The organism is Clostridium sp. (genome assembly GCF_051278035.1).
Classification (GTDB): Bacteria; Bacillota; Clostridia; order Clostridiales; family Clostridiaceae; genus Clostridium_AD.
On record NZ_JBNMNU010000041.1, the window covers coordinates 1 to 21,205 of the forward strand.

The 21,205-nt window shown below is 31.2% G+C and carries 23 protein-coding genes and 1 pseudogene; 17 read left to right on the plus strand and 7 right to left on the minus strand.

What is annotated here, in order from left to right:
• The first annotated feature begins 265 nt into the window (after window positions 1-265).
• From thrC to ACJAX4_RS08160, 5 genes are all read left to right on the plus strand, one after another.
• Window positions 266-1,753: a threonine synthase gene (gene thrC / locus ACJAX4_RS08140; protein ID WP_435788960.1), complete on the plus strand. Its 1,488-nt coding sequence runs from the start codon at window positions 266-268 to the stop codon at window positions 1,751-1,753.
• Between the two features lie 13 nt (window positions 1,754-1,766).
• Window positions 1,767-2,651: a homoserine kinase gene (gene thrB, locus ACJAX4_RS08145; protein ID WP_435788961.1), complete on the plus strand. Its 885-nt coding sequence runs from the start codon at window positions 1,767-1,769 to the stop codon at window positions 2,649-2,651.
• A gap of 16 nt (window positions 2,652-2,667) precedes the next feature.
• Window positions 2,668-3,993 (plus strand): aspartate kinase, encoded by a 1,326-nt coding sequence (locus tag ACJAX4_RS08150; protein WP_435788962.1) that lies wholly within the window; start codon window positions 2,668-2,670, stop codon window positions 3,991-3,993.
• Window positions 3,994-4,045: 52 nt separating this feature from the next.
• Window positions 4,046-5,335, plus strand: a complete 1,290-nt coding sequence (locus tag ACJAX4_RS08155; RefSeq protein ID WP_435788963.1) for a homoserine dehydrogenase — start codon at window positions 4,046-4,048, stop codon at window positions 5,333-5,335.
• Window positions 5,336-5,494: 159 nt separating this feature from the next.
• A complete protein-coding gene (locus tag ACJAX4_RS08160) occupies window positions 5,495-5,698 on the plus strand; it encodes a cold-shock protein (RefSeq protein WP_435788964.1) in 204 nt (67 codons plus the stop codon).
• A 65-nt stretch (window positions 5,699-5,763) separates the two neighbouring features.
• Here ACJAX4_RS08160 and fdhD read toward each other — a convergent pair whose 3' ends face one another.
• From fdhD to fdhF, 4 genes are read right to left on the minus strand one after another with little or no spacing between them, the layout of a single operon-like run.
• Window positions 5,764-6,534: a formate dehydrogenase accessory sulfurtransferase FdhD gene (fdhD, locus tag ACJAX4_RS08165; protein WP_435788965.1), complete on the minus strand. Its 771-nt coding sequence runs from the start codon at window positions 6,532-6,534 to the stop codon at window positions 5,764-5,766.
• A 5-nt stretch (window positions 6,535-6,539) separates the two neighbouring features.
• Window positions 6,540-7,145 (minus strand): molybdenum cofactor guanylyltransferase, encoded by a 606-nt coding sequence (gene mobA, locus ACJAX4_RS08170; protein WP_435788966.1) that lies wholly within the window; start codon window positions 7,143-7,145, stop codon window positions 6,540-6,542.
• A gap of 13 nt (window positions 7,146-7,158) precedes the next feature.
• Window positions 7,159-9,090 carry a 4Fe-4S dicluster domain-containing protein gene (locus ACJAX4_RS08175; RefSeq protein ID WP_435788967.1) on the minus strand — a complete coding sequence of 644 codons (1,932 nt, stop codon included), beginning with the start codon at window positions 9,088-9,090 and terminating at the stop codon, window positions 7,159-7,161.
• Window positions 9,091-11,127: a formate dehydrogenase subunit alpha gene (gene fdhF, locus ACJAX4_RS08180; protein ID WP_435788968.1), complete on the minus strand. Its 2,037-nt coding sequence runs from the start codon at window positions 11,125-11,127 to the stop codon at window positions 9,091-9,093.
• A gap of 207 nt (window positions 11,128-11,334) precedes the next feature.
• Between fdhF and ACJAX4_RS08185 the strand changes: the two genes are divergently transcribed.
• The 3 genes from ACJAX4_RS08185 to ACJAX4_RS08195 all read left to right on the plus strand — a co-directional run bounded on the left by ACJAX4_RS08185 (window position 11,335) and on the right by ACJAX4_RS08195 (window position 12,452).
• Window positions 11,335-11,691 carry a hypothetical protein gene (locus tag ACJAX4_RS08185; protein WP_435788969.1) on the plus strand — a complete coding sequence of 119 codons (357 nt, stop codon included), beginning with the start codon at window positions 11,335-11,337 and terminating at the stop codon, window positions 11,689-11,691.
• Between the two features lie 136 nt (window positions 11,692-11,827).
• Window positions 11,828-12,244 (plus strand): hypothetical protein, encoded by a 417-nt coding sequence (locus ACJAX4_RS08190; RefSeq protein WP_435788970.1) that lies wholly within the window; start codon window positions 11,828-11,830, stop codon window positions 12,242-12,244.
• On the plus strand, window positions 12,237-12,452 hold the full coding sequence (locus ACJAX4_RS08195; protein WP_435788971.1) for a hypothetical protein: 216 nt from the start codon (window positions 12,237-12,239) through the stop codon (window positions 12,450-12,452). Before ACJAX4_RS08190 ends, ACJAX4_RS08195 begins: the two co-directional genes overlap by 8 nt.
• A gap of 57 nt (window positions 12,453-12,509) precedes the next feature.
• Here ACJAX4_RS08195 and ACJAX4_RS08200 read toward each other — a convergent pair whose 3' ends face one another.
• Window positions 12,510-13,325, minus strand: coding sequence for an FTR1 family iron permease (locus tag ACJAX4_RS08200; RefSeq protein WP_435788972.1), 816 nt, complete (start codon window positions 13,323-13,325; stop codon window positions 12,510-12,512).
• Window positions 13,326-13,470: 145 nt separating this feature from the next.
• Here ACJAX4_RS08200 and ACJAX4_RS08205 point away from each other — a divergent pair, with 145 nt between their 5' ends.
• The 6 genes and pseudogenes from ACJAX4_RS08205 (at window position 13,471) to ACJAX4_RS08230 (ending at window position 18,598) form a co-directional block, all read left to right on the plus strand.
• Window positions 13,471-14,994: a diguanylate cyclase gene (locus ACJAX4_RS08205; protein WP_435788973.1), complete on the plus strand. Its 1,524-nt coding sequence runs from the start codon at window positions 13,471-13,473 to the stop codon at window positions 14,992-14,994.
• 275 nt (window positions 14,995-15,269) lie between these two features.
• Window positions 15,270-15,767 (plus strand): DAK2 domain-containing protein, encoded by a 498-nt coding sequence (locus ACJAX4_RS08210; protein ID WP_435788974.1) that lies wholly within the window; start codon window positions 15,270-15,272, stop codon window positions 15,765-15,767.
• Between the two features lie 72 nt (window positions 15,768-15,839).
• Window positions 15,840-17,051, plus strand: a complete 1,212-nt coding sequence (locus ACJAX4_RS08215) for a DegV family protein (RefSeq protein WP_435788975.1) — start codon at window positions 15,840-15,842, stop codon at window positions 17,049-17,051.
• Window positions 17,052-17,121: 70 nt separating this feature from the next.
• Window positions 17,122-17,703: pseudogene (locus ACJAX4_RS08220) on the plus strand (DUF1295 domain-containing protein).
• Window positions 17,704-17,727: 24 nt separating this feature from the next.
• The gene (locus tag ACJAX4_RS08225) at window positions 17,728-18,126 is read left to right on the plus strand and encodes a DUF2177 family protein (RefSeq protein ID WP_435788976.1); all 399 of its coding nucleotides are present in this window, start codon (window positions 17,728-17,730) and stop codon (window positions 18,124-18,126) included.
• Between the two features lie 79 nt (window positions 18,127-18,205).
• Window positions 18,206-18,598 (plus strand): bacteriohemerythrin, encoded by a 393-nt coding sequence (locus tag ACJAX4_RS08230; RefSeq protein WP_435788977.1) that lies wholly within the window; start codon window positions 18,206-18,208, stop codon window positions 18,596-18,598.
• A 130-nt stretch (window positions 18,599-18,728) separates the two neighbouring features.
• On the opposite strand, the gene ACJAX4_RS08235 is transcribed toward ACJAX4_RS08230, so the two are convergent.
• Window positions 18,729-19,259 carry a Crp/Fnr family transcriptional regulator gene (locus ACJAX4_RS08235; protein ID WP_435788994.1) on the minus strand — a complete coding sequence of 177 codons (531 nt, stop codon included), beginning with the start codon at window positions 19,257-19,259 and terminating at the stop codon, window positions 18,729-18,731.
• Complete coding sequence (locus ACJAX4_RS08240; RefSeq protein ID WP_435788978.1) at window positions 19,220-19,381, minus strand: hypothetical protein; 162 nt, start codon at window positions 19,379-19,381, stop codon at window positions 19,220-19,222. The genes ACJAX4_RS08235 and ACJAX4_RS08240 overlap by 40 nt, the downstream gene beginning before the upstream one ends.
• Window positions 19,382-19,484: 103 nt before the next feature.
• On the opposite strand from ACJAX4_RS08240, the gene ACJAX4_RS08245 reads away from it, so the two are divergent.
• Genes ACJAX4_RS08245 through ACJAX4_RS08255 form a run of 3 tightly spaced genes read left to right on the plus strand, consistent with a single transcriptional unit; the run spans window position 19,485 to window position 21,020 of the window.
• Window positions 19,485-19,811, plus strand: a complete 327-nt coding sequence (locus ACJAX4_RS08245) for a cupin domain-containing protein (protein ID WP_435788979.1) — start codon at window positions 19,485-19,487, stop codon at window positions 19,809-19,811.
• A gap of 1 nt (window position 19,812) precedes the next feature.
• Window positions 19,813-20,295 carry a permease gene (locus tag ACJAX4_RS08250; RefSeq protein ID WP_435788980.1) on the plus strand — a complete coding sequence of 161 codons (483 nt, stop codon included), beginning with the start codon at window positions 19,813-19,815 and terminating at the stop codon, window positions 20,293-20,295.
• Window positions 20,292-21,020 carry a permease gene (locus ACJAX4_RS08255; RefSeq protein ID WP_435788981.1) on the plus strand — a complete coding sequence of 243 codons (729 nt, stop codon included), beginning with the start codon at window positions 20,292-20,294 and terminating at the stop codon, window positions 21,018-21,020. The genes ACJAX4_RS08250 and ACJAX4_RS08255 overlap by 4 nt, the downstream gene beginning before the upstream one ends.
• Window positions 21,021-21,205 lie beyond the last annotated feature (185 nt).

The following is a 21,205-nucleotide window of genomic DNA, read 5'->3' on the forward strand; positions in this document are numbered from 1 at the left end:
GGCTATTGGAGAATATCCAATAGCCCAATCATGAGTCGCTCATTAACAAATGACACTCTAAAGAAACGTAACTACATATTCTTTTCGGATTATTATAACCACGTTAAACCCGTAAACTAATGAAACACCTTATACCGAACGGTACGTAGGGTGTTGTGAAAGGGGCGAAACATTTTAATTGTTAGCTTCTATTCGATTAGTATGAATTAGAGATACACAAAAGGACAAAAAATATACACCGTCCAAAGTATAAGGGGGAATAAATATGAATTTAATGTACAAGAGTACAAGAGGAAGCAGCGAGTCCATAACAGCTAGTGAAGCAATTATAAAAGGTATAGCAGAGGATGGCGGATTATACATTCCGGTTGAAATTCCCAAAATTCATATTCCATTACATGAAATTATGAATTTTAGTTATTGTAAGCTAGCAAATTACATTTTAAAAGAATTCTTAACAGATTTTTCAGAGGATGAAATTAGCCAGTGCGTTAATAAAGCTTATAGTAATAATTTTAGTTCTGACGAAATAGTTGAGGTGAAGAAAGAAGGGGACGAGTTCTTTTTAGAACTTTATCATGGTCCAACCCTTGCGTTTAAGGATATGGCGCTATCGTTACTTCCGCATTTACTAAAAACAGCTCTTAACAAACATAAAATAACAAAAGAAATAGTGATTTTGACAGCGACTTCCGGAGATACCGGAAAGGCAGCGCTTGAAGGATTTAAAAATATAGACAAAACAAAAATTATAGTTTTTTATCCGGAAAATGGAGTAAGTGAAATTCAAAAAAGACAAATGACTACCCAAGAAGGGAATAACGTCTATGTAACTTCAATAGAAGGAAATTTTGATGATGCGCAACGTGGAGTTAAAGAAATCTTTAATGATAGCAAATATAGTGAATTTTTAGACTCCAATAATTATATTTTATCGTCTGCTAACTCGATAAATATAGGAAGGCTTGTACCGCAAATTGTATATTATTTTTATGCTTATTTATCATTGTTAAAGAAGGGTGAAATAAAAAACAATGAAAAAATAAACATAGTGGTGCCAACAGGAAATTTCGGCAATATTCTTGCAGCGTATTATGCTAGTGAAATGGGACTTCCCGTAAATAAATTTATATGTGCATCAAATGAAAATAATGTACTTTATGATTTTATAAAAACAGGAGTATATGATATACATAGAAAATTTGTAATAACATCATCACCCTCTATGGATATTCTAGTTTCTAGCAATTTAGAAAGATTAAATTATTATTTAAGTGGTAAAGATGAAAAAACAATCTCAGATTTAATGAGAAAACTGAGTTTAGATGGAAAGTATGAAATAACACAAAGTATGAAGAATGGGTTAAAAGATTTTCATGCTGGATTTGCAACAGACAAAGATACTTTAGAGAGTATAAAAGAAGTATACAATAAATTCAATTATGTAGTAGATCCTCACACAGCGGTAGCCTATTCAGTGTATAAAAAATATAAGAGTGAATCTAATGATAATACAAAAACAATTATAGTTTCTACGGCAAGTCCATACAAGTTTACAAGAAATGTGTGCGATAGCATTTCTGTAAATACAGAAAACCTTGATGATTTTGAGTTAATCAATGAACTTTCTAGAAACACGGAACTTAGGGTTCCTTCTCCAATTGAGGACTTGAAAAATAAAAAAGTAATATATGAAAATGTATGTACTAAAGAAAACATGAAAAATGTAATCAATGATTTTTTGAAAGTGTAGGTGAGTACATACAATGATTAGAATAAAAGTGCCAGCAACAAGTGCAAACCTTGGACCAGGATTTGATTGTTTAGGTATAGCGCTTAATTTATATAATACATTTGATTTTGAAGAGATAGATAAGGGGATAGAGTTTATAGGCTGCGCGGAAAAATTTAAAAACAAAGATAACTTAGTATATACATCAATGCAAAAGTGTTTTGACCAGATTGGATATAAAAGCCATGGAATTAAAATTAAAATGCAGTGTGATATACCAGTATCAAGAGGACTTGGAAGTAGCGCCGCATGCATATTAGGTGGCGTTATTGCGGCAAGTGAAATTGCATCGGGAGCGCTAAGTACGAACGAAATATTAGAAATAGCTGCTGAAATTGAGGGTCATCCAGATAATTTAGCACCTGCATTATATGGAGGTATGGCTGTTTCAATTAAAGATAAAGAAAAGATATATGTACAACAAATAAAACTAAATAAGAAGTTCAAATTTTGCGCTTTAATACCAGATTTTACGTTGTCCACAGAAAAAGCTAGAAGTGTACTGCCTAAAGTAGTTCCTTATGAAGATGCGTTATTTAATATAGGGAGAACAGCACTTCTGATAGCGTCACTTAGTAATGGGAATATGGACATGGTAAAGATTGGATGTGAGGACAAACTTCACCAAGACCATAGAGGAAAACTTATAAATAATTATACTGATATCACTGAGAAATGCAAAGAACTAAATTCTAATGGGGTATTTTTAAGTGGTGCTGGACCTACAATTATGAATATAATTAATGAGGAAAACGAAAATTTCGATGAAGAAATAATTAAATACCTGTCGCTACTTAAAGATAAATGGGTAGTTAAGCAGTTAGATATAGATTATGAAGGGGCTATTACTTACAAATAGAAAGGTAGGGTATATTATGAATGATGTTATTGTTGCAAAGTTTGGGGGAAGTTCACTATCTGATAGCGGTCAGTTTGAAAAGGTTAGAGATATAATTTTGGCAGACACCCGAAGAAGATACATAGTGCCCTCAGCTCCAGGTAAAAGAGATGTGAATGATTATAAAATCACAGATATACTATATTTATGCCAGGAACATGTGCAAAAGGGGGTGCCTTTTGACGAAGTCTATAGATGTGTTGAAGAAAGATATACACAGTTATGCAAAGATCTTAATATAGACTTTGATATATTAAGCTACCTAAAGGACTTAAAGGGAAAGATAATTAATGGTGCAACTAAGGATTATGTGGCAAGTAGAGGAGAATATTTTAACGGGCTAATACTAGCTCATTATTTAGGAGTTCCATTTGTGGATGCAGCTGAAATAATTATTTTTAAGAAAAACGGGAAACTTAATGAAGAGGCTACATATGATGCTGTAAGATCTAAATTATCAAAAATTTACAAAGCGGTAATTCCAGGATTTTATGGAGCAACAATGGATGGCAAAATAAAAACATTTTCACGTGGTGGATCAGACATAACAGGGGCTATAATTGCTAAAAGTGTAGGAGCTATAGTGTATGAAAACTGGACTGATGTATCAGGATTCCTAATGGCAGATCCTCGTATAGTAGATAATCCAAAGCATATCGAAGAAATTACATATAAAGAACTTCGAGAACTTTCTTACATGGGGGCTGATGTGTTTCATGAAGAGGCAATTTTCCCTGTAAAAAGGGATGGTATTCCAACGAATATAAGAAACACTAATAAACCCTCAGAGGAAGGAACTTATATTATAAATGATAATGCTGAAATCAAAATCAGAGATATAACAGGAATATCAGGAAAAAAAGATTTTACAGTAATAGCGATAGAAAAAACCCTAATGAAAAGAGAAAAGGGATATTTCCTTAGGGTTCTATCAATTTTAGAAAATAATGATGTTTCTTTTGAACATATACCCTCAGGTCTTGATTCACTATCGCTTATAATTGATGATAACGAATTAGATGATAAGCTTGAAAAAATATTAGAGGAAATTGAAAAACAGTGTAGCCCAGATTCTTTAATAGTATTTCCTAATATGGCATTAATAGCAGTTGTAGGAAAAGGTATGATAAGAACAAAGGGCGTATCCGGAAAAGTCTTTAGTGCTTTAGCTAAGGCTGAAATAAATATTAGAATGATAAACCAAGGGTCAAATGAGTTAAGTATAATTGTAGGAATTGAAAATGATGACTTTCAAAATGCAATAAGAGCAATTTATGCTACATTTGAAAATAGTAGTAACTAGAAGTTTTAAAAAGTAAATATATTAGAAAGTATCTAAAGGAAGGATGGTAAATATGAAAAAGATAAAGATAGCAATACTCGGTTTTGGAAATGTAGGTAGAGGAGTGTGGAATATTTTACATACAAATAAGAATGAAATAATGAAACGTTCAGGTTATGAAATAGAAATTGCTAAAATATTAGTAAAAGATAAAAGCAAAGATAGAGGAATAGTGGTTTCGGATGATATTCTTACAGATAGTATTGAAGACATAATAAATGATGAGGATATAAAAATCGTAGTAGAGCTCATAGGGGGTTCCGGTGAAGCAAAAGACTATATGCTAGGAGCAATGAAAGCAAAAAAACATGTAGTAACTGCAAATAAGTTTGTACTTGCTAATTGGGGCGAGGAACTATTTACTACAGCTGAAGATGAAGAAGTTATGTTCTACTATGAAGCAAGTGTAGGAGGAGGAATACCTGTAATTCGTGAAATTAATGAAAGCCTTACAGCTAATAAAATAGAGCAGATTACTGGAATTGTAAATGGAACAACCAATTATATATTAAGCAAAATGTCATTAGAAGGAATGAGCTTTGAAACCGCACTAGAAGAGGCACAGCAAAAGGGCTATGCTGAAGCTGACCCTAAAGCTGATGTAGAAGGATATGATGTGGTATATAAGCTCGCAATTATGGCTTCACTAGCATTTGGTACGAAGGTTCATCCGGATTCTATATATAGAGAAGGCATAAGTAATGTTACTTCTATAGATATCGAGTATGCAAAGAAATTTGGATATGTAATAAAGCTTTTAGCCATAGGAAAAGAGGAAAATAATCAATTGGAACTAAGAGTTCATCCAACTCTAGTTCCAGCTACTCATCCAATTGCAAATGTTAATGATTCCTTTAATGCAATTTTTATTAAAGGAAATGCAGTTGGAGATTTAATGCTTTATGGTAGAGGTGCAGGGGAATTACCTACTGGAAGCGCTGTAGTAGGCGATATAATTTCAATTCTCAGAAATAATGAAAATATGGCAATAGATAAGCCTTCAAAAAATTATTTAGGGCTTAAAAGAATAAAGAATTCAGAAGAAAATAGTTCGGAATTTTATATAAGATTAAATGTTAGGGATAAAAGAGGAGTTTTAGGTGGTATAGCATCTATATTTGGCAAAAACAATGTAAGTATAGTATCGGTCACTCAGAATGTGCAACATGAAGATTTTGTATCTTTAGTGTTTACTACCCACAAAAGTTTAGAAAAAAACATAAGTCAATCTATAGAAAAAATAAAAGAATCTGAAAATTTAAATAAAGTAGAAAGCATTTTAAGGATAGAAAACTTCAACTAGAATCATGTCCTAAAGGATTAAAGAGTGGAAAACTAGAATATATTATATTTATATGAAAATTGATAATTTTCTGGTATTGTGGTATATTATAGTGGTAACACTGTTGATACAAAATTAGTGTATCTTACATAATAGTGTTTTGTCTTAGGAGGAATAACAATGAAAATTGGAATAGTTAAATGGTTTAATGTAGAAAAAGGATTTGGATTTATTGAAGTTGAAGGTGAAAAAGATATTTTTGTTCATTCATCTGCAATACTAGGAAATGAGTCAAGAAAAAGCCTTGACGAAGGACAAAAAGTTCAATTTGAAACAGAACAGGGACCTAAAGGACTTCAAGCAATTGAAGTTTCAGCAATATAAATTTCTTGTAATATTCATATTACAAACAAAAGCTACCTTTAAGAAGGTGGCTTTTGTTTTTTAATTTAAAAAATTCTATATTCATTACAATAAATATTCATTCTGCTGCCACGTGCAAAACCTATTATAGTTATATTTGCAGATTTAGCGATACTTAAGGCTAAGGCTGTTGGTGCTGAATGAGAAACTATAATTTGTATGCCAGCCTTGGCTACTTTAACAACTATATCTGAAGAAATTCTACCTGTGGTCATTACTATTTTATCTCTAAGATCTATAGTTCTCATAATTGCTTTTCCTATTACCTTATCTAAGGCATTATGACGACCTATATCCTCAGAAAAAAGAAGGATGCTTTTTTCACTGCAAATACAACAACTGTGAACGCCTCCTGTTTGTTTGAAGAGTTCTGATTTATTATTAAATTCACCCATTAATTTTAAAATATCTTCAATAGCAAATTTACATTTGCTATCTACAAATTTAATGCTACACTCCTCAAGAGATATTACATGGATACTACCATTTCCACAGCCAGAAGTTATAGCACGTGTACTACTTTCATCTACAGTAATTTCATGGTCTAAAATTATACATATCCTATTTTCATACACTTCTTCTGTGCTTATAATGGAACCCATAGAGGAAATCACGCCTTCAGAAAAAAGAAACCCTACAGCCAGGTCTACCAGTTCAATAGGAGTACACATAAGTGTTGCATAAAATTCATGATTCACAAATATGTCAAAGGGTATTTCTTCTATTATTAAATCCCAGGTGTCTTCTTGTAGTTCCTTATTTATCCTTTTAATATTAACTTCTTTTGTTATGTTCATTATAATTATGTATCCTCCAAAAATATATTTTTTAAAACTGTAAGATCAGATTTATAGTTTAAATTAGTGAAAATATCATTGCCACTACAACATTTTCTCCGGATATTTTCTTCTACATAATATATTTTACTGTTTCTAATTACATCGTTAAGTTTATAGTTGTTTTTATTTATCTCACTTTCAAAGGCAGTGATCATATCTATAGAATAGAAAGCATAAAGTGGCTCTATATACTTAGAATTATAAGATACAACTCCTTGTACATTTTCGGTTTCTATTATCTTCATCATATAATTTATATAATCCAAATTTATTATAGGCATATCGCAAGCGGTAACAAAAACATATTTAGAATTAGCATTTTTTAGTGCAGTATAAATAGCTCCTATTGGGCCTGCATTTGCTATAATATCTTCCACTACTATATATTTAGTATCTATAAACTTTTCTAGATCATTTGATATAAATATTATATTTGTAAAAATTTGCGTAAGCTCCTCTGCAATAATTTCTATTAAAAACTTATTATGGGCTTTAATATAACACTTATCAAAGCCCATTCTACTACTTTTTCCACCACATAAAATAACTGCAGATCCAAAGTCATCCAATAGTTTCACCTCTCTAAAATTCTGGCGGTAGTGTCAGCATTTCCTCATAATTAAATACCGGTCCATCTACGCACATATATTTATTTCCTACCTTGCAATGCCCACATTTACCTATTCCGCAGCGCATATGAGTTTCTAGGGAAGTATATATATCAGTACCTTTCATTCCAAGTTTTATTAAATCCACTGCTAGGGCTTTTATCCTTCTTGGAGAAGCACATATTATTGCTGAAGTATTTTTGAAATCTAATTCTAGATCTGGTAACAAATCATTTATATAACCTACATGGGCATGAACTTTAGTGGTTGGAGAATTAAGTGCGTACAAAACCTTTACACCTATGGTATTACTCCATGCTATTAAATCATCCCTGTATAGCATATCCTCATAGGTCATTGAACTACCTATAATTATAATTTTATCAAAATCCTGAGTGTTTTCAAGAGCATGTGTTATGAAAGTCCTTACTGGGGCGATACCAACTCCACTTCCAATAATAAGAACATTTCTACCTTTAAGTTCTGCGTAAGGGAATCCTTTGCCAAAAGGTCCTCTAAGTCCAACCTTATCTCCAATTTTCATTTGGTGCATTACACTGGTTACTTTACCAGCTTTCTTTATGCAAAAATCAAAAATATGTTTTTGACTTGGTGAAAAAGGAATGGATATAGCTATCTCTCCAACACCAAACACTGTTATTTCAAAAAATTGACCGGATAATTTAAAATTTTCGTGAAGTGATTTATCTTGATATTGCATGAAAAATCTTTTGATAGTTTTTGTTTCCTGAATAATATCTGTAATTATAGCTATTTGAGGAACATAAGTACTTTCGCAGCTTTCTTTAGTGTGAGAATAAACAATATCTTTATGGGCGTGAGCTATGGAGATATTTGTTTCTACTAAATTATTACCTTCTTTTACGATATCTCTTTCAGCTAATTCATTGATCACATTAACAACATTAATTGAGGCGGGACAGACAGCTATACATCGTCCACATCCACTGCAACCCTTCATATTAAATTTTTCTTCAATATATTTAAATTTATCAAACAATCTATATCTTACCCTGGATATATCGTTTCTCGGATTATGTTCTCCAGCATTTCTAGTAAAGGAATCACTTTGACAAGAGTCATAGCATCTAACTCTACATCCACTGTCACAGCTTATATTTTCTTCTATTACATTAAAACAGGTGCAGGTGGGGCAAAGATTTGTACAACCAGTACATAAAACACACTCCTTTGAAAGCTGGTCCCAAAGTGGATCATTAAAATTATCTTGTAGAACTTTGGCAATATTATTTACTTTAATTTTGGTTTTAAATTTATGGGAAGTAGCCTCTGTAAGTTTGTCTTTCTCAATTAACAGCTTATTGTCAGCCGCAGTAAATAAATTTTCTCCTAAGAGAATTAATTCTTCGCCTTTAGGGCTTCCAATTTCTATTAAATATTCATGTTCAAGTGGAGTAAAAAGAATATCATAGCCTACGCGAGCAAAGGGACCAGTTCCCATTGAACTGCAAAAGCAATCGTCGCCTACGCTAACGCAGTTTACAGCAACTATCCATGTGGCTTCTCTATTTTTTTTGTATAGTTCATCCTCATAATCCTCTAGAAAAAATTTATCCATGTAAGCAATGCCGTATGCATCACAGGACCTAATTCCAAAAAGTATACTTTTGTCTCTTGAAGTTTCATCTTCATGAACTTCTACTCCACTATTGTTAATTTTCCATTGAAAAAGTTTCTCCTTCTGCTTAAAAAGAAATTCTTTTACAGGAAAGGGGAAGTTAATATAGTCTAGGCACAATTCATCGTCTCCATAAGGGAGGAGCATAACTTGCCCTTCATTTTTTTGAGGTGCATAAACATCAAATGATGATTTAGACCAAGTATTTAAAAGTTCTTTTAAATCTTCCTTTTTAAGAGTATACATTTACTTCACCCCCTCTATTTGCACAGCACAAACCTTAAACTCTGGTATTTGTACAATTGGGTCTGAATTTCTCCCAATAAGCTTATTTACTGATTGTTCACCAAAGTGAAAGGTCATAAATACAACTCCTGCTGATATTTTATCTGTAATATGAGCCTCTGTTATAACTTCACCTATTTTTGAAGTTACCTTCACTTTGCTACGCTCTTTTAGCCCAAGTTTTTCAGCATCTTGCGGGTTAATCTCCATGAACCCATGTGGATATTCTCTGTCTAGTGCCCAAGACCTTCTAGTCATAGTCCCAGTATGATAGTGATGATTCATTCGTCCTGTTGTTAAAATGAACGGGTACTCACTAGTTGCTAGTTCAGTTGACTCTGTGTACTCGTTTACGCTAAACTTACCAAGTCCACGGGTGAATTTTCCTCTGTGCAAAAAATCCGTTCCTGAATGGTTAATATCCGTGCAGGGCCATTGAAGTCCTCCATCATTAAGCCTTTCGTAAGTTATTCCTCTGTAGCTAGGTACTAATGTTCTAATCTCTTCCATTATGTCAGAAGGGGAAGAGTAATCTGCAAAGCCGCCAAGAGATTTAATTAAACCACATAGTATCTGCCAATCTGATTTACTACTTCCCACAGGATCTATGGCTTTTCTTACCCTTTGAACTCTTCTTTCAGTATTTGTGAAAGTTCCATCTTTTTCAATAAAACTGGCTCCAGGTAGGATTACATGAGCTAGCTTTGAGGTTTCTGTCATGAAAATATCCTGAACCACAAGAAGTTCTAAATTCTCTAAGGCCTCTTTTACATGATTAAGATTTGGGTCTGAAAGCATTGGGTTTTCTGCCATTATAAAAAGAGATTTAACGCTACCGTTAGCTGAGCCGTCCATCATTTCGCCTAAAGTCATTCCATTTTCGGATGCATAGCCCGTGCCCCAAACATTAGCAAACTTTTTACTTGTATTTTCATCCTTTAAGCTTTGATATCCAGGAAGTACATCTGGTAATGCTCCCATATCACAGGCACCTTGAACATTATTTTGTCCTCTGAGTGGATTTACTCCTGTGGATTCTCGCCCTATTTGACCAGTTATTAGAGCAAGGTTTGCAAGAGCTGCTACATTTTTTGTACCACTTATATGTTGTGTTATGCCCATAGCGTATATAATTGAAGCTGTTTTTGCCTTAGCGTATAGCCTTGCAATTTCTTTAATAGTATTTTCAGGTACTCCGGTAATAGTTGAAACGAGCTCTGGTGTATATTTTTGAATTGAATCTTTGAATTCTTCAAAGCCTTCAGTGTTGTTCTCTACAAAATCACTATTCACTAGGTTTTCACTTACAATTACATTTAATAATCCATTTATAAATGCTAAATTACTTCCAGGGGCAAGAGGGGCGTAAATAGCTGCGTTTTCAGCTAGAGGTATCTTCCTTGGATCCGCTACAATTAATTTTGCACCATTTTTTTTAACCGCGTCTATTATTCTCATGGCGATTAGTGGGTGCTGCTGGGTAGTGTTAGAGCCAATAACAAAGATAACCTCGGTGTTTTCGAGCTCTTCAATTGAATTAGTCATAGCTCCACTTCCAAATGCTGCGGCTAAACTAGCCACTGTAGGGCTATGTCAGAGGCGAGCACAGTGATCTATATTATTTGTATGGAGTACTGCCCTTGCTAGTTTTACCATAAGATAATTTTCTTCGTTTGTACACCTAGCAGAGGATAACATACCAACAGCCTCGGGGCCGTTTTTCATAATAATCTTATTAAGTGACACACTTATAAATTCAAATGCAGCTTCCCAGGTAACCTCTTTAAAACTCCCATCGTGATTTTTAATTAAGGGCTGTTTTAACCTATCATTATGATTAACAAAACTATATCCCTGCCAGCCTTTAACGCAGAGTTTACCCTTACTTACAATATCATTATTTTTAGGAGTAACACCTACTATTTCATTGTTTTCTACATTTAGGTAATAATTACATCCACAACCGCAATAACCACAGGTAGTAAGTATTTTTTTCATAAATTCACCCCTTAGTTTAATTTTTGAAAATTCATAGTTTACTCTAAACCTAATTAATATTATAATACCATACTATTCTGTGTATTTATGTTATAAATAATTATTTAGATTGTTAAGATAAACACATACTATTGAAATGAATTTAATTATTTAATTGGGAGATAATATAATAATAGAACAATAAATATTATATATAGGAGGGAACATATGAATAATATAGATAAATTGGTAAAAGACTTTAAATATAAACAAAAAAAACATAAGAGAAACTCCGTTAAAGGTGTAGCAGTTTTTGCAGGACTTGGCGTTGTAATTGTTGGAGCGGGTATGGCTTTATTGTATCAAAAGTGTTGTAGCGAAATAAGACATATTGTCGTTAGCAATGAAAAAAACTTTGATGAAGATATTGATAGTGATATTTATGATAATATTAATGAAGAAATAGATACTAGTAGAGATGAAATTAAGCAGACCTTAAAAAATGGAAATAACAAACCTATAGGTGATGTGGGTAGCGCATTGGAAGAGGCATTTGAGGATTTGGAAACTGAGAAGCAAGATTAAATTTCATAAACATCTATAGGGGTATAAAAGCACATCCGTGATAATTTAAATATCATGGATGTGTTTTTGTTTTTACACTGTTATAATAAAATAAAGATTAGTATATAAAAATAAATAATTAATAGGGGGAAATGTTATGAAAAAGGTATTTGCACCTGGTTGTGCCTTAATGATTTACAAACCAGAACTAAGTAGAAAAGTGATGGAATTTTTAAATAGCAATTTAGGGAATATAGATGAACATCTAGTTTGCTGTAGGCATAAGCCAAATTTGGATAATGGTACGCAAATAATAAATACTTGTGCTGGTTGTGATAGACGTTATAGAGAACTTTACGCGGGAATAACAACAATTTCACTTTGGGAGGTATTAGCGAAGAGTACAACATTTCCGTTCCCAAATTATAAAGGATGCAAAATGGCTATATTGGATGCTTGTCCTACTCAAAATGAGGAAAGAGTACACAACGCTGTAAGAGTGTTATTAGAAAGAATGAATATAATTGTGATAGAACCAGAAAAAACAAGAACTGAAGGTACTTGCTGTGGATGAAGTTAAAGAGCAAATGAAAAAACGTGCTAATGAGATGCCCGCTGATAATGTGGTTGTTTATTGTGTCTCTTGCTCAAAATCAATGTACATAGGTGGCAAAAACCCAAGATATTTAGTAGACCTATTATTTGGAGAGGATACAATTGTAGAGACTTTTGAACCAGATGATTGGCATGGTCAGCTTAATAAGTTTATAAATGAACATTAAAAATAGCAATGAGCCGGTTAAGGATTATTAAGATCACCTTAAACGGCTTTTTTATTGTTATTTTTTAAGTTCTCTATGCCATATAAAAAACATAACGAGAGTATATGCATATTGAACAACAAATTGTATTATTTCTGGTTTTGAGTACCAACCAATTAAAACGTAAAGAGGAAGTCCTATTATACCTTCTTTATGGTAGAAAATAGTGTTTGAAAGATCGAAGGCTTTAACTAATAAAGGGCTTGAACTTGAAACAATGTTTAAAGATTGTAGCGCAGACAATCCTTCATGGATGCCGTAACCTAGTAAAAATCCAGCTTGTAGAATTAAGTACGCTAAAGTTATATTAAATAATATCTTTAAGTTTATCTTCACTAGAGAAAAATAAATTAATATGCAAAAAATTAATGCTAAAGTGACACCTGTAAATATTGATGATAACATATATTTGCCAGCAAAAAGAAATATTGCAATTTCTGCACCCTCACGTACAACCATAACAAAGGTTATACTAAAAATGCCTATAGCTGAAAGATTCGTTTTTACTTGATTTTGAACTTCAGTAACCATATTTCTACCATGGCGTATCATCCAATAGATAAAAGTAGTTATTAATATTAGAGCCACGATACTTGCTGAGCTTTCCCATACCTTAGCTAATTCTTCTGTTTTACCAATAGATTTTGATATAAGGAATAAAATTCCTCCGATTCCTGTTGAAGCTAAAATTCCTAAGGCAGCTCCTGAAAAAGCATTTTTTCTAAAAGTAGTATTGCCACTCTTTTTCAAATATTGAAGTATAATTACAACAATTAAGAAAGCTTCAAGGCCCTCTCTAAAACCCATAATTAATCCCGGTAAAAAAATTTCCATAAATATAACATCCTTTCGCGTGCATGATATTGATAATCATTATCGAAACAAGTATAAAATATAATTATGGTTTTGTCAATGTATTCTGAGTAGAATATAAGCTGTAATTTACAGAATGTGAATATAAGTATAGCAAGATAGAAAAATGCTAGATTTATGTTTATTATGGTGGTATTATATTTATAAGAATAGTTATTTTGTCATAAAAAAGGTAATTAAAGGGGGGATTTATATTTGTAGAGGTAAGGCTACTATTGAATGTAAAAATACTGAATTGTTGCTTCAGGAAAACTATAAGTTTCTACAAACTCTAATAGACACCATCCCTAACCCCATTTTCTATAAAGATGAGAATGGAATATACAAACATTGCAATCTTGCCTTCGCAGAATATTTAGGTTTAAAAAGAGAGGAAATTATAGACCATAATGTTTATGATATAAGTCCGAAAGAACTAGCTGATGTTTATTATAAAGCGGATATGAAACTTATGGAGTCAAAATTAAAGCAAATTTATGAAACTCAAGTGCATCATGCAGATGGTACAATACATGATGTTCTCTTTACAAAAGGAGCAGTTCTTAATAAAGAAGGGCAAGTAGTTGGAATTGCGGGAAACATGACTGATATTACACGACTTAAAAAAATTGAAAATAATATAACTAGAGATTTAAAACTAAAAGAATTAATGTTAGAAATAAATCATGCTATCCTTGAAGTGAATGATATTAAAGAATTATTCATATTAGTTTTAGAAAAGTTAACTGTGGCAATGGATAATCGAGAGCTTGGTTGTGTGTTAGTTTTGGATCAAGAAGAAAATCTAAACGTCATTGCTAGCAATGGGTATGATAATATTGAATCAGAAAAAATCAGCTCCAAATTGAAAGATTCTTTCTTTTGGAATGCAGCACAAGGTAAATTAGATAAATCTATTATAATTAATGATATTCAAAAACTTAACTTTCAAAAGTATACCAAACTTCTAGAAACTACGGATGGAATAAAAGTTGAGTCATCAATTAGTATACCAATTCTTTTAGATAAAAAATTGTACGGGTTAATAAATATTGACAGTACAATTAATAACGATTTTAATGAATCCGACTTAGAAATATTAGAATATTTGAAAAACCAAATTGAGATTGGTATTGCAAAACATAAGCTTTATGAAGAAACGGTGTATTTATCTAGGTATGATAAATTAACTAATGTGTATAATAGACGATACTTTGAAGAATTATTTGAGGTAGTAATTGCTAGAAGCAAAAGGTACAATGAAAGTTTTTTTGTGGTAGTGTTCGACTTAAATGGTCTGAAAATTATTAATGACACGTATGGGCATCTAGCTGGAGATCAATTTATTAAGACCTTCGCCAGTGATTTGAGCAGCAAAATAAGAATTTCAGATATATTTGCTCGATTTGGAGGAGATAAATTTGTTGCAGTTTTCTTGGAAACGAATTTACAAAATCTAAAAGAAAAATTAGAAACTATAGCTAAGGAATTTTGTGGCAATCCTATTATTTTTGAAGAAAACACATTTGTGTGTAGATTTAGCTATGGCATTTCTAATTTTCCCGAAAATGGAATTGATTATAATGAGCTTATTAGGATTGCAGATAAAAACATGTATGAGTACAAGCAAAAATTAAAAAAATCATTGTAACGCAGGCTGATATTTTTAATACATTGGACGGCTTAATTTAAAGGATTTAAATAGGAATACGCTAAACAAAATTTGATAAAAAAGATTATATATAGTTGATAATTGGAATTTCGAAGTTCCTATTATCAACTATTTTTGCGTCTTATAACGATAAAAAAGTAGATTATATTAAATAATACCATTAATGTTATTTATATATATTTGCACATAAGGATATTCATATACATATAACAGAATCGTTATTATACAATAATAATTATTAGGGGGAAATGTATATGGAAGCAACTGCTATAAACGGAGAAGGATTATATTATGCTTTTCTATCTGGAGTAATACAAGTGAGAAAACAAAAGAATATTCTCAATAAAATAAACGTTTTTCCCATTGCCGACGGAGACACAGGCAGTAATCTTATATCTACTATGAATACAATAGTTGAGGAAACAAAGGTGCAAAAATCTATTGAAGCTACCTTTAATTCTATGGCAGATGCAGCATTAATAGGAGCAAGAGGGAATTCAGGTATAATTTTTGCGCAATTTATAAATGGAATTAATGAAGAGATGAAAAATGTAGAAATTTTAACTACAGAGGCTTTTGTAGAGATTTTTAAAAAAGCAGTTCCTTATGTATACAGTGCTATTTTAAACCCTATTGAAGGAACTATGATAACTGTAATAAGAGAGTGGGTAGAAGCTGTTTACAAATTTAAAGGTATAACTAAAAATTTAGAAGAAATAATTATTAGAACTTTAGATGATGCCAAGAGATAACTTGCCAATACACCCAATCTTCTTGAGATCTTAAAAAAATCTTCTGTAGTAGATTCAGGTGGAAGCGGCTTTGTGAGTTTTCTTGAAGGAGTTGTGGCTTTTCTAAAGGACAAAAACATTTTGAAATTAAATCATAATACAGAAGAGATAGAATTTCAAGAGGATACACACAATACTCAAGAGAATATAAATTATAGGTATTGTACGGAGGCTTTAATTTCAAATGAAAATTTAGATAGGGATGCAATTGTGAGGTCAATAAAGCATTTAGGAGATTCTCTAATTGTAGCAGGAACTTCGACAAAAATTAGAATACACTTGCATACAAATAAACCGGATGAATTATTCTATATTTTAAGAGGAAAAGGTAAAATACTTCAGCAAAAAGCTGATGACATGAAGAAGCAGTATGAAGTGGTGCATAATAGAAACAATAAAACTGCTATACTAACAGATTCCATTGCGGATTTACCAGAAGAATTAATAGAAAAATATCAGATACATGTTATACCTCTTAATTTAATCATTGAAGGTAGTACTTACTTAGATAAGTTAACTATAAAACCGGATAAGTTTTATTCATTAATTGATAATTTAGATGAGTACCCAACAAGTTCACAGCCAACACAAAAAAGTATAGAGAATATATTTTCTTTTTTAACCTCTCATTATGAATCCGTAATTTCTATAATAGTTTCAAAGGAAATGAGTGGAACATTCAATGTAGTTCAAAAGGCAGCAGATAAATTTATAGAACAGGGAAAGAAAATAACAGTGATAAACTCTAAATTAAATTCTGGAGCAGAGGGGTTATTAGTTTTAAAAGCTGCAGTGGAATTAGAAAACAGAAAAAATTATAAAGAAGTTATAGATACAATAGAAGATACAATTAAAAAGGCGAAAATATACGTTAGTGTTAATACTTTTAAATACATGGTAAAAGGTGGACGTGTGTCAGCTATGAAAGGTTTTATAGGGAAAATGTTGAATTTAAAACCAATAATATCAATAGATGAAAATGGTAAGGGCGTTGCTTTTGGTAAAGCTTTTAGTGCAAAAGCAAACACTCAAAAAATACTAGAAATTGTTAAAAGTGCAAATAGTGAAAATAAAATAATATCTTATAGTATTGTTCATGCAAATTGCCTAGAAAAAGCTAATGAATATAGCTTGAAATTGACGCAGTCGCTAGGACAACCACCACAATATGTTACTGAAATATCACCTGTTGTTGGTCTTAACGCAGGAATTGGTGCAATTGCAGTATCTTATATAACTAATTAAATCAAAACAAATTAAAAGGAGATCTGTTATGAGTTTATACATGCAAAGTATAGTAGTAGTTTTTATTTATATGACCATATTTTTTACTATTGCTCAAATTGTGAAAAATAATTCTATAGTGGATATGGGATGGGGTATTGGGTTTGTAGTGATAGCAATATACACGTTGTTTGCTAGCGGAAGTTACAACCCTCGGTCTATTATGGTTACAGCCTTAGTTGCGGTATGGGGTATTAGGCTGTTTTATCATATACTAAAATGAAACTGGGGGAAAACAGAGGATTTTAGATATGTTGCAATGAGAAAAAACTGGGGTAAATGGGTAGTTCCAAAGGCGTTTATAAGAGTATTTATGTTACAAGGAGCACTTATGCTTATAATAGCATATCCCATTATAATGAAACAGGGACTTTGGAAGTATACAAGGCATCCAAACTATTTTGGGGAAGCAACAATGTGGTGGGGAATATTCATAATTAGTATATCATCAAAAAGTGGTATATATGGAATTATTAGTCCAATAATTATAACCCTACTGCTACTATTTGTTTCTGGTGTACCAATGCTTGAAAAGCATTATGAGAATAACAAGGAATTTCAGGCTTATGCTAAGGTTACAAGTAAATTTTTACCTTGGTTTTCTAAAATTTAAATTATTAGGGAGGAAGATTAAATTATGAATTATTTAAAAGAATATGGGGTTGCATTTATCACTTTTTTTACAATAGATTTATTGTGGTTAGGTATTTTTGCTAAGAATTTGTATAAGAAGTATCTTGGATATATATTGAGCCCAAATACAAATTGGTTAGCTGCAATAAGTTTTTATTTGTTATATATAGCGGGAATTGTTTTCTTCGTTATTAGTCCAGCTATAGAAAAGAAAAGTTGGAAATACGCATTATTTGCTGGCATGTTTTTCGGATTTATAACGTATGCAACCTATGATTTGACTAATTTAGCTACATTAAAAGATTGGCCAATAAAAATTACAATTATAGATTTAATATGGGGTAGTTCACTTGGTGGAGCTGTATCATTGATTACTTATAATGTTTTAACGAGACTAAAATAATATGGATATTTTTGTTGCAAAACAAAAGAAAACAAAGTATTATAAAGACATAAGAATAGATTTTAGGGGGAATTAAAAAATGTTTGAGATGATAGAGAAATATAAAACTAGTATTCCACATATTGATGTAGAGCATGAAAAACTTTTTGATATAGGAGAAAAAGCTTATCAATTACTGATAAACCCATATGATATGGATAAATATGATAAAATTATGGATGTAATTGGAGAGCTAAAAGAGTATACAATTTTTCATTTTAAAGATGAAGAAGACTATATGGAGAGTATTAATTATAAAAGATTATTCACTCAAAAGATTGACCATCAGTACTTTATTGAAAAATTAGAAGAAGTTAATTTAAACAAAGTTGATGAAAATCAAAATGAAGCTATAATGACAATATTAACTTTTTTAAATGATTGGCTAGTTAATCATATCTTAGAGAAAGATTTACTTATACCAGTAAAATAAATTATTGTGATTTTTAAAAGAGGTAGGCAACATAGTATTCTATGTAGGCTCTACCTCTTTTTTATTTGCGATTAGATATAAATAATAATATAAAAGTTTTTACAAATCATAAAACTGAATAGATTAAAGACTATACTTCAATTATTGTAATAGAATGAGCATCATATTCTATTAATCCGTCCTTCCTCATTTTATTTAACTCACGAGAAAGAGAAGGCCTTTGAATTCCGAATTTTTCAGCAAGTTCTTTTTTTGTGTATTGTAATTTAATTGTGTTACTGCTTTGGGAGAAACTTTCATATATTAAAAAATCAATGATACATTGCCTTATAGTTTTCATAGATAATGATTTGACTTTATCTGTTAATATTAAAGTTTTATCTGATATTGATTGGAGAAAATTATTTAGAAAAACTACATTAATTTGGCAAAGTTTTATAATTAAATCTTTCTTTATATGAAGTATTATGGCATCAGTTTTCGCTATAACTGTCATAGGATAAAAATTTTTATGTGAAAAAAGCAAATTTCCACCTAAAACATCACCAACATTGAAATCACTAATAGTTAATGCATTACCTTTTGAATCAATATCTTGAACTAATATAGTTCCTTTTAAAATTATGTCAAATCGTGTGAATTTTTCATTCTGAAAATATATGACCGCGTTTTTTTGTAGTTTTTTATTTCATATAAGTCCTTGGTGAACAAATGATTTAAATCTTCAAAAGAAAGATCTTTAAATAAATCAATCTTTTTAAGTAGTGGTAAATAGGTTAGCATAAATTAATTATCTCCTTTTTTAAAATTAGTAACCATGGTAACTGAATTATTTTCTAGATTCAATTATAATACGGGTAGAGACATTTTGAAAGGGGAAATTAAAATGATAGAAAAAAATTATAAATTCAACAAATCTAGTAAAAAAAACGTTGCAAAAGTTATCGATGATGATAATTTACTTTTAATGCATATGACACTTACAAAAGGAACGGGGCTCGCAGAACACTTTTCTAATTCTAATGTATATATGGTTATAACAAAAGGCATATTGACTATAAAACTAGGCCAACAAGTAGAAAAAGAATATCAACAGGGAAATATTGTGAATATACCCTATAATATAAAAATGAATATAAATAATTTTAATGAAGAAATTCTTGAATTTTTCGTAATTAAAGCACCTAATCCTAAAAATTATGTAGGTGATTAGCATGGACATATTTACTATTGTACTTTGGGTTATTACTGGATCATGGTTTATATGGTCTATAATTAAAGATAAAAAAAGAACATTAAATTCTATTAAGATGTCAAAAGGTCTTATGGGAAACATGATGGGTGCAATAATAGGTATACTTTTTCTTATTGGTTTAATATTAACGTTTATTCCTCCTGATACAGTAAATCAATATATGGGTAATTCCAACGCTTTTATATCTACAATTGTATCAGCTTTTGTAGGAAGTATAACGTTAATACCTGCTTTTGTTGCTTTCCCGCTAGTGGGTTCTCTTGTAAAGGCTGGAGCTAACATAGTACCAGTAGTTGCATTTTTAACAACGCTAACTATGGTAGGCGTTGTGACTTTTCCTCTTGAAAAAAGAGAATTTGGTTTACGGTTTACTATAGTAAGGAATTCTTTGAGCTTTATATTTGCCATTATAATTGCTCTATTAATGGGGGTGGTAATGTGAGCTCGATTGGACAAAAACTAAAAAATAATATGTTATTAACTTTAGTAGTTGTGACTTATATAGTTTTAGGAATTCTAATGCCTGGTAAAGCCCTTCAATCTTTAAATAACAGTTTATATTATATAAAAGAAATGCTTATAATTATGCCAGTTATATTGTTACTAACTTCTCTTATTGAAGCCTGGATTCCTAAAAAATCAATAAAAAAGGCCTTAGGTCAAGGTTCGGGTTTTAAAGGCTCTATATTTTCTTTCTTACTTGGAAGTTTTTCAGCAGGTCCTATATATGCAGCTTTTCCAGTGTGCAAAATGCTTTTAAAAAAAGGAGCAAGTGTTTCGAGTATTGTAATTATGCTCAGTACCTGGGCTGTAATTAAAATACCAATGCTTGCTAATGAAGCAAAATTTTTAGGGCCAAAGTTCATGGCTATAAGATGGGTTTTTACTACTATCTCGATTTTTATTATGGCTTATATTACTTCAAAGTTGGTGAAAAAAGAGGATATACCCAATGATGATATCTTGAATAATGAAGGAAGTATACTTAACATAAATGAGCAATACTGTATTGGTTGTGGAATATGTAATAAAATATCGCCTGATAATTTTATTATAGAAAATAGAAAAGCGCAGGTGCTTAAGAAGGTAGTTAAGTCAGCGGAAAATGAAAATATAAAGACAGCCATAGATAAATGCCCGGCTAAAGCTATTGTATATAAAGATTAATATATAAGATTAGTAATAATAAAGCTTAGAATTGTGACTGCAAGCCATTTGCATTTACAATTCTAAGCTTTATTATTATATCTTAAAACTTACAACTTGTTTTAAGATATAAGTTGGGTTTTTAATGATGAATTACCAATGCTCTTATAATTTTTTTATTTTGGGTTTATTGGCATTTGACAATA

Excerpts from the sequence above, each read along its gene's own strand:
- ACJAX4_RS08200 (WP_435788972.1), bottom strand. The coding sequence starts at position 13,325 with ATGGAAATTTTTTTACCGGGATTAATTATGGGTTTTAGAGAGGGCCTT.
- ACJAX4_RS08240 (WP_435788978.1), bottom strand. The coding sequence starts at position 19,381 with ATGCTAACCTATTTACCACTACTTAAAAAGATTGATTTATTTAAAGAT.
- ACJAX4_RS08230 (WP_435788977.1), top strand. The coding sequence starts at position 18,206 with ATGTTTGAGATGATAGAGAAATATAAAACTAGTATTCCACATATTGAT.
- ACJAX4_RS08155 (WP_435788963.1), top strand. The coding sequence starts at position 4,046 with ATGAAAAAGATAAAGATAGCAATACTCGGTTTTGGAAATGTAGGTAGA.
- ACJAX4_RS08205 (WP_435788973.1), top strand. The coding sequence starts at position 13,471 with ATGCTAGATTTATGTTTATTATGGTGGTATTATATTTATAAGAATAGT.
- ACJAX4_RS08185 (WP_435788969.1), top strand. The coding sequence starts at position 11,335 with ATGAATAATATAGATAAATTGGTAAAAGACTTTAAATATAAACAAAAA.
- thrB (WP_435788961.1), top strand. The coding sequence starts at position 1,767 with ATGATTAGAATAAAAGTGCCAGCAACAAGTGCAAACCTTGGACCAGGA.
- ACJAX4_RS08210 (WP_435788974.1), top strand. The coding sequence starts at position 15,270 with ATGGAAGCAACTGCTATAAACGGAGAAGGATTATATTATGCTTTTCTA.
- ACJAX4_RS08150 (WP_435788962.1), top strand. The coding sequence starts at position 2,668 with ATGAATGATGTTATTGTTGCAAAGTTTGGGGGAAGTTCACTATCTGAT.
- thrC (WP_435788960.1), top strand. The coding sequence starts at position 266 with ATGAATTTAATGTACAAGAGTACAAGAGGAAGCAGCGAGTCCATAACA.
- ACJAX4_RS08160 (WP_435788964.1), top strand. The coding sequence starts at position 5,495 with ATGAAAATTGGAATAGTTAAATGGTTTAATGTAGAAAAAGGATTTGGA.
- ACJAX4_RS08250 (WP_435788980.1), top strand. The coding sequence starts at position 19,813 with ATGGACATATTTACTATTGTACTTTGGGTTATTACTGGATCATGGTTT.
- fdhD (WP_435788965.1), bottom strand. The coding sequence starts at position 6,534 with ATGAACATAACAAAAGAAGTTAATATTAAAAGGATAAATAAGGAACTA.
- ACJAX4_RS08190 (WP_435788970.1), top strand. The coding sequence starts at position 11,828 with ATGAAAAAGGTATTTGCACCTGGTTGTGCCTTAATGATTTACAAACCA.
- ACJAX4_RS08175 (WP_435788967.1), bottom strand. The coding sequence starts at position 9,090 with ATGTATACTCTTAAAAAGGAAGATTTAAAAGAACTTTTAAATACTTGG.
- ACJAX4_RS08245 (WP_435788979.1), top strand. The coding sequence starts at position 19,485 with ATGATAGAAAAAAATTATAAATTCAACAAATCTAGTAAAAAAAACGTT.
- ACJAX4_RS08225 (WP_435788976.1), top strand. The coding sequence starts at position 17,728 with ATGAATTATTTAAAAGAATATGGGGTTGCATTTATCACTTTTTTTACA.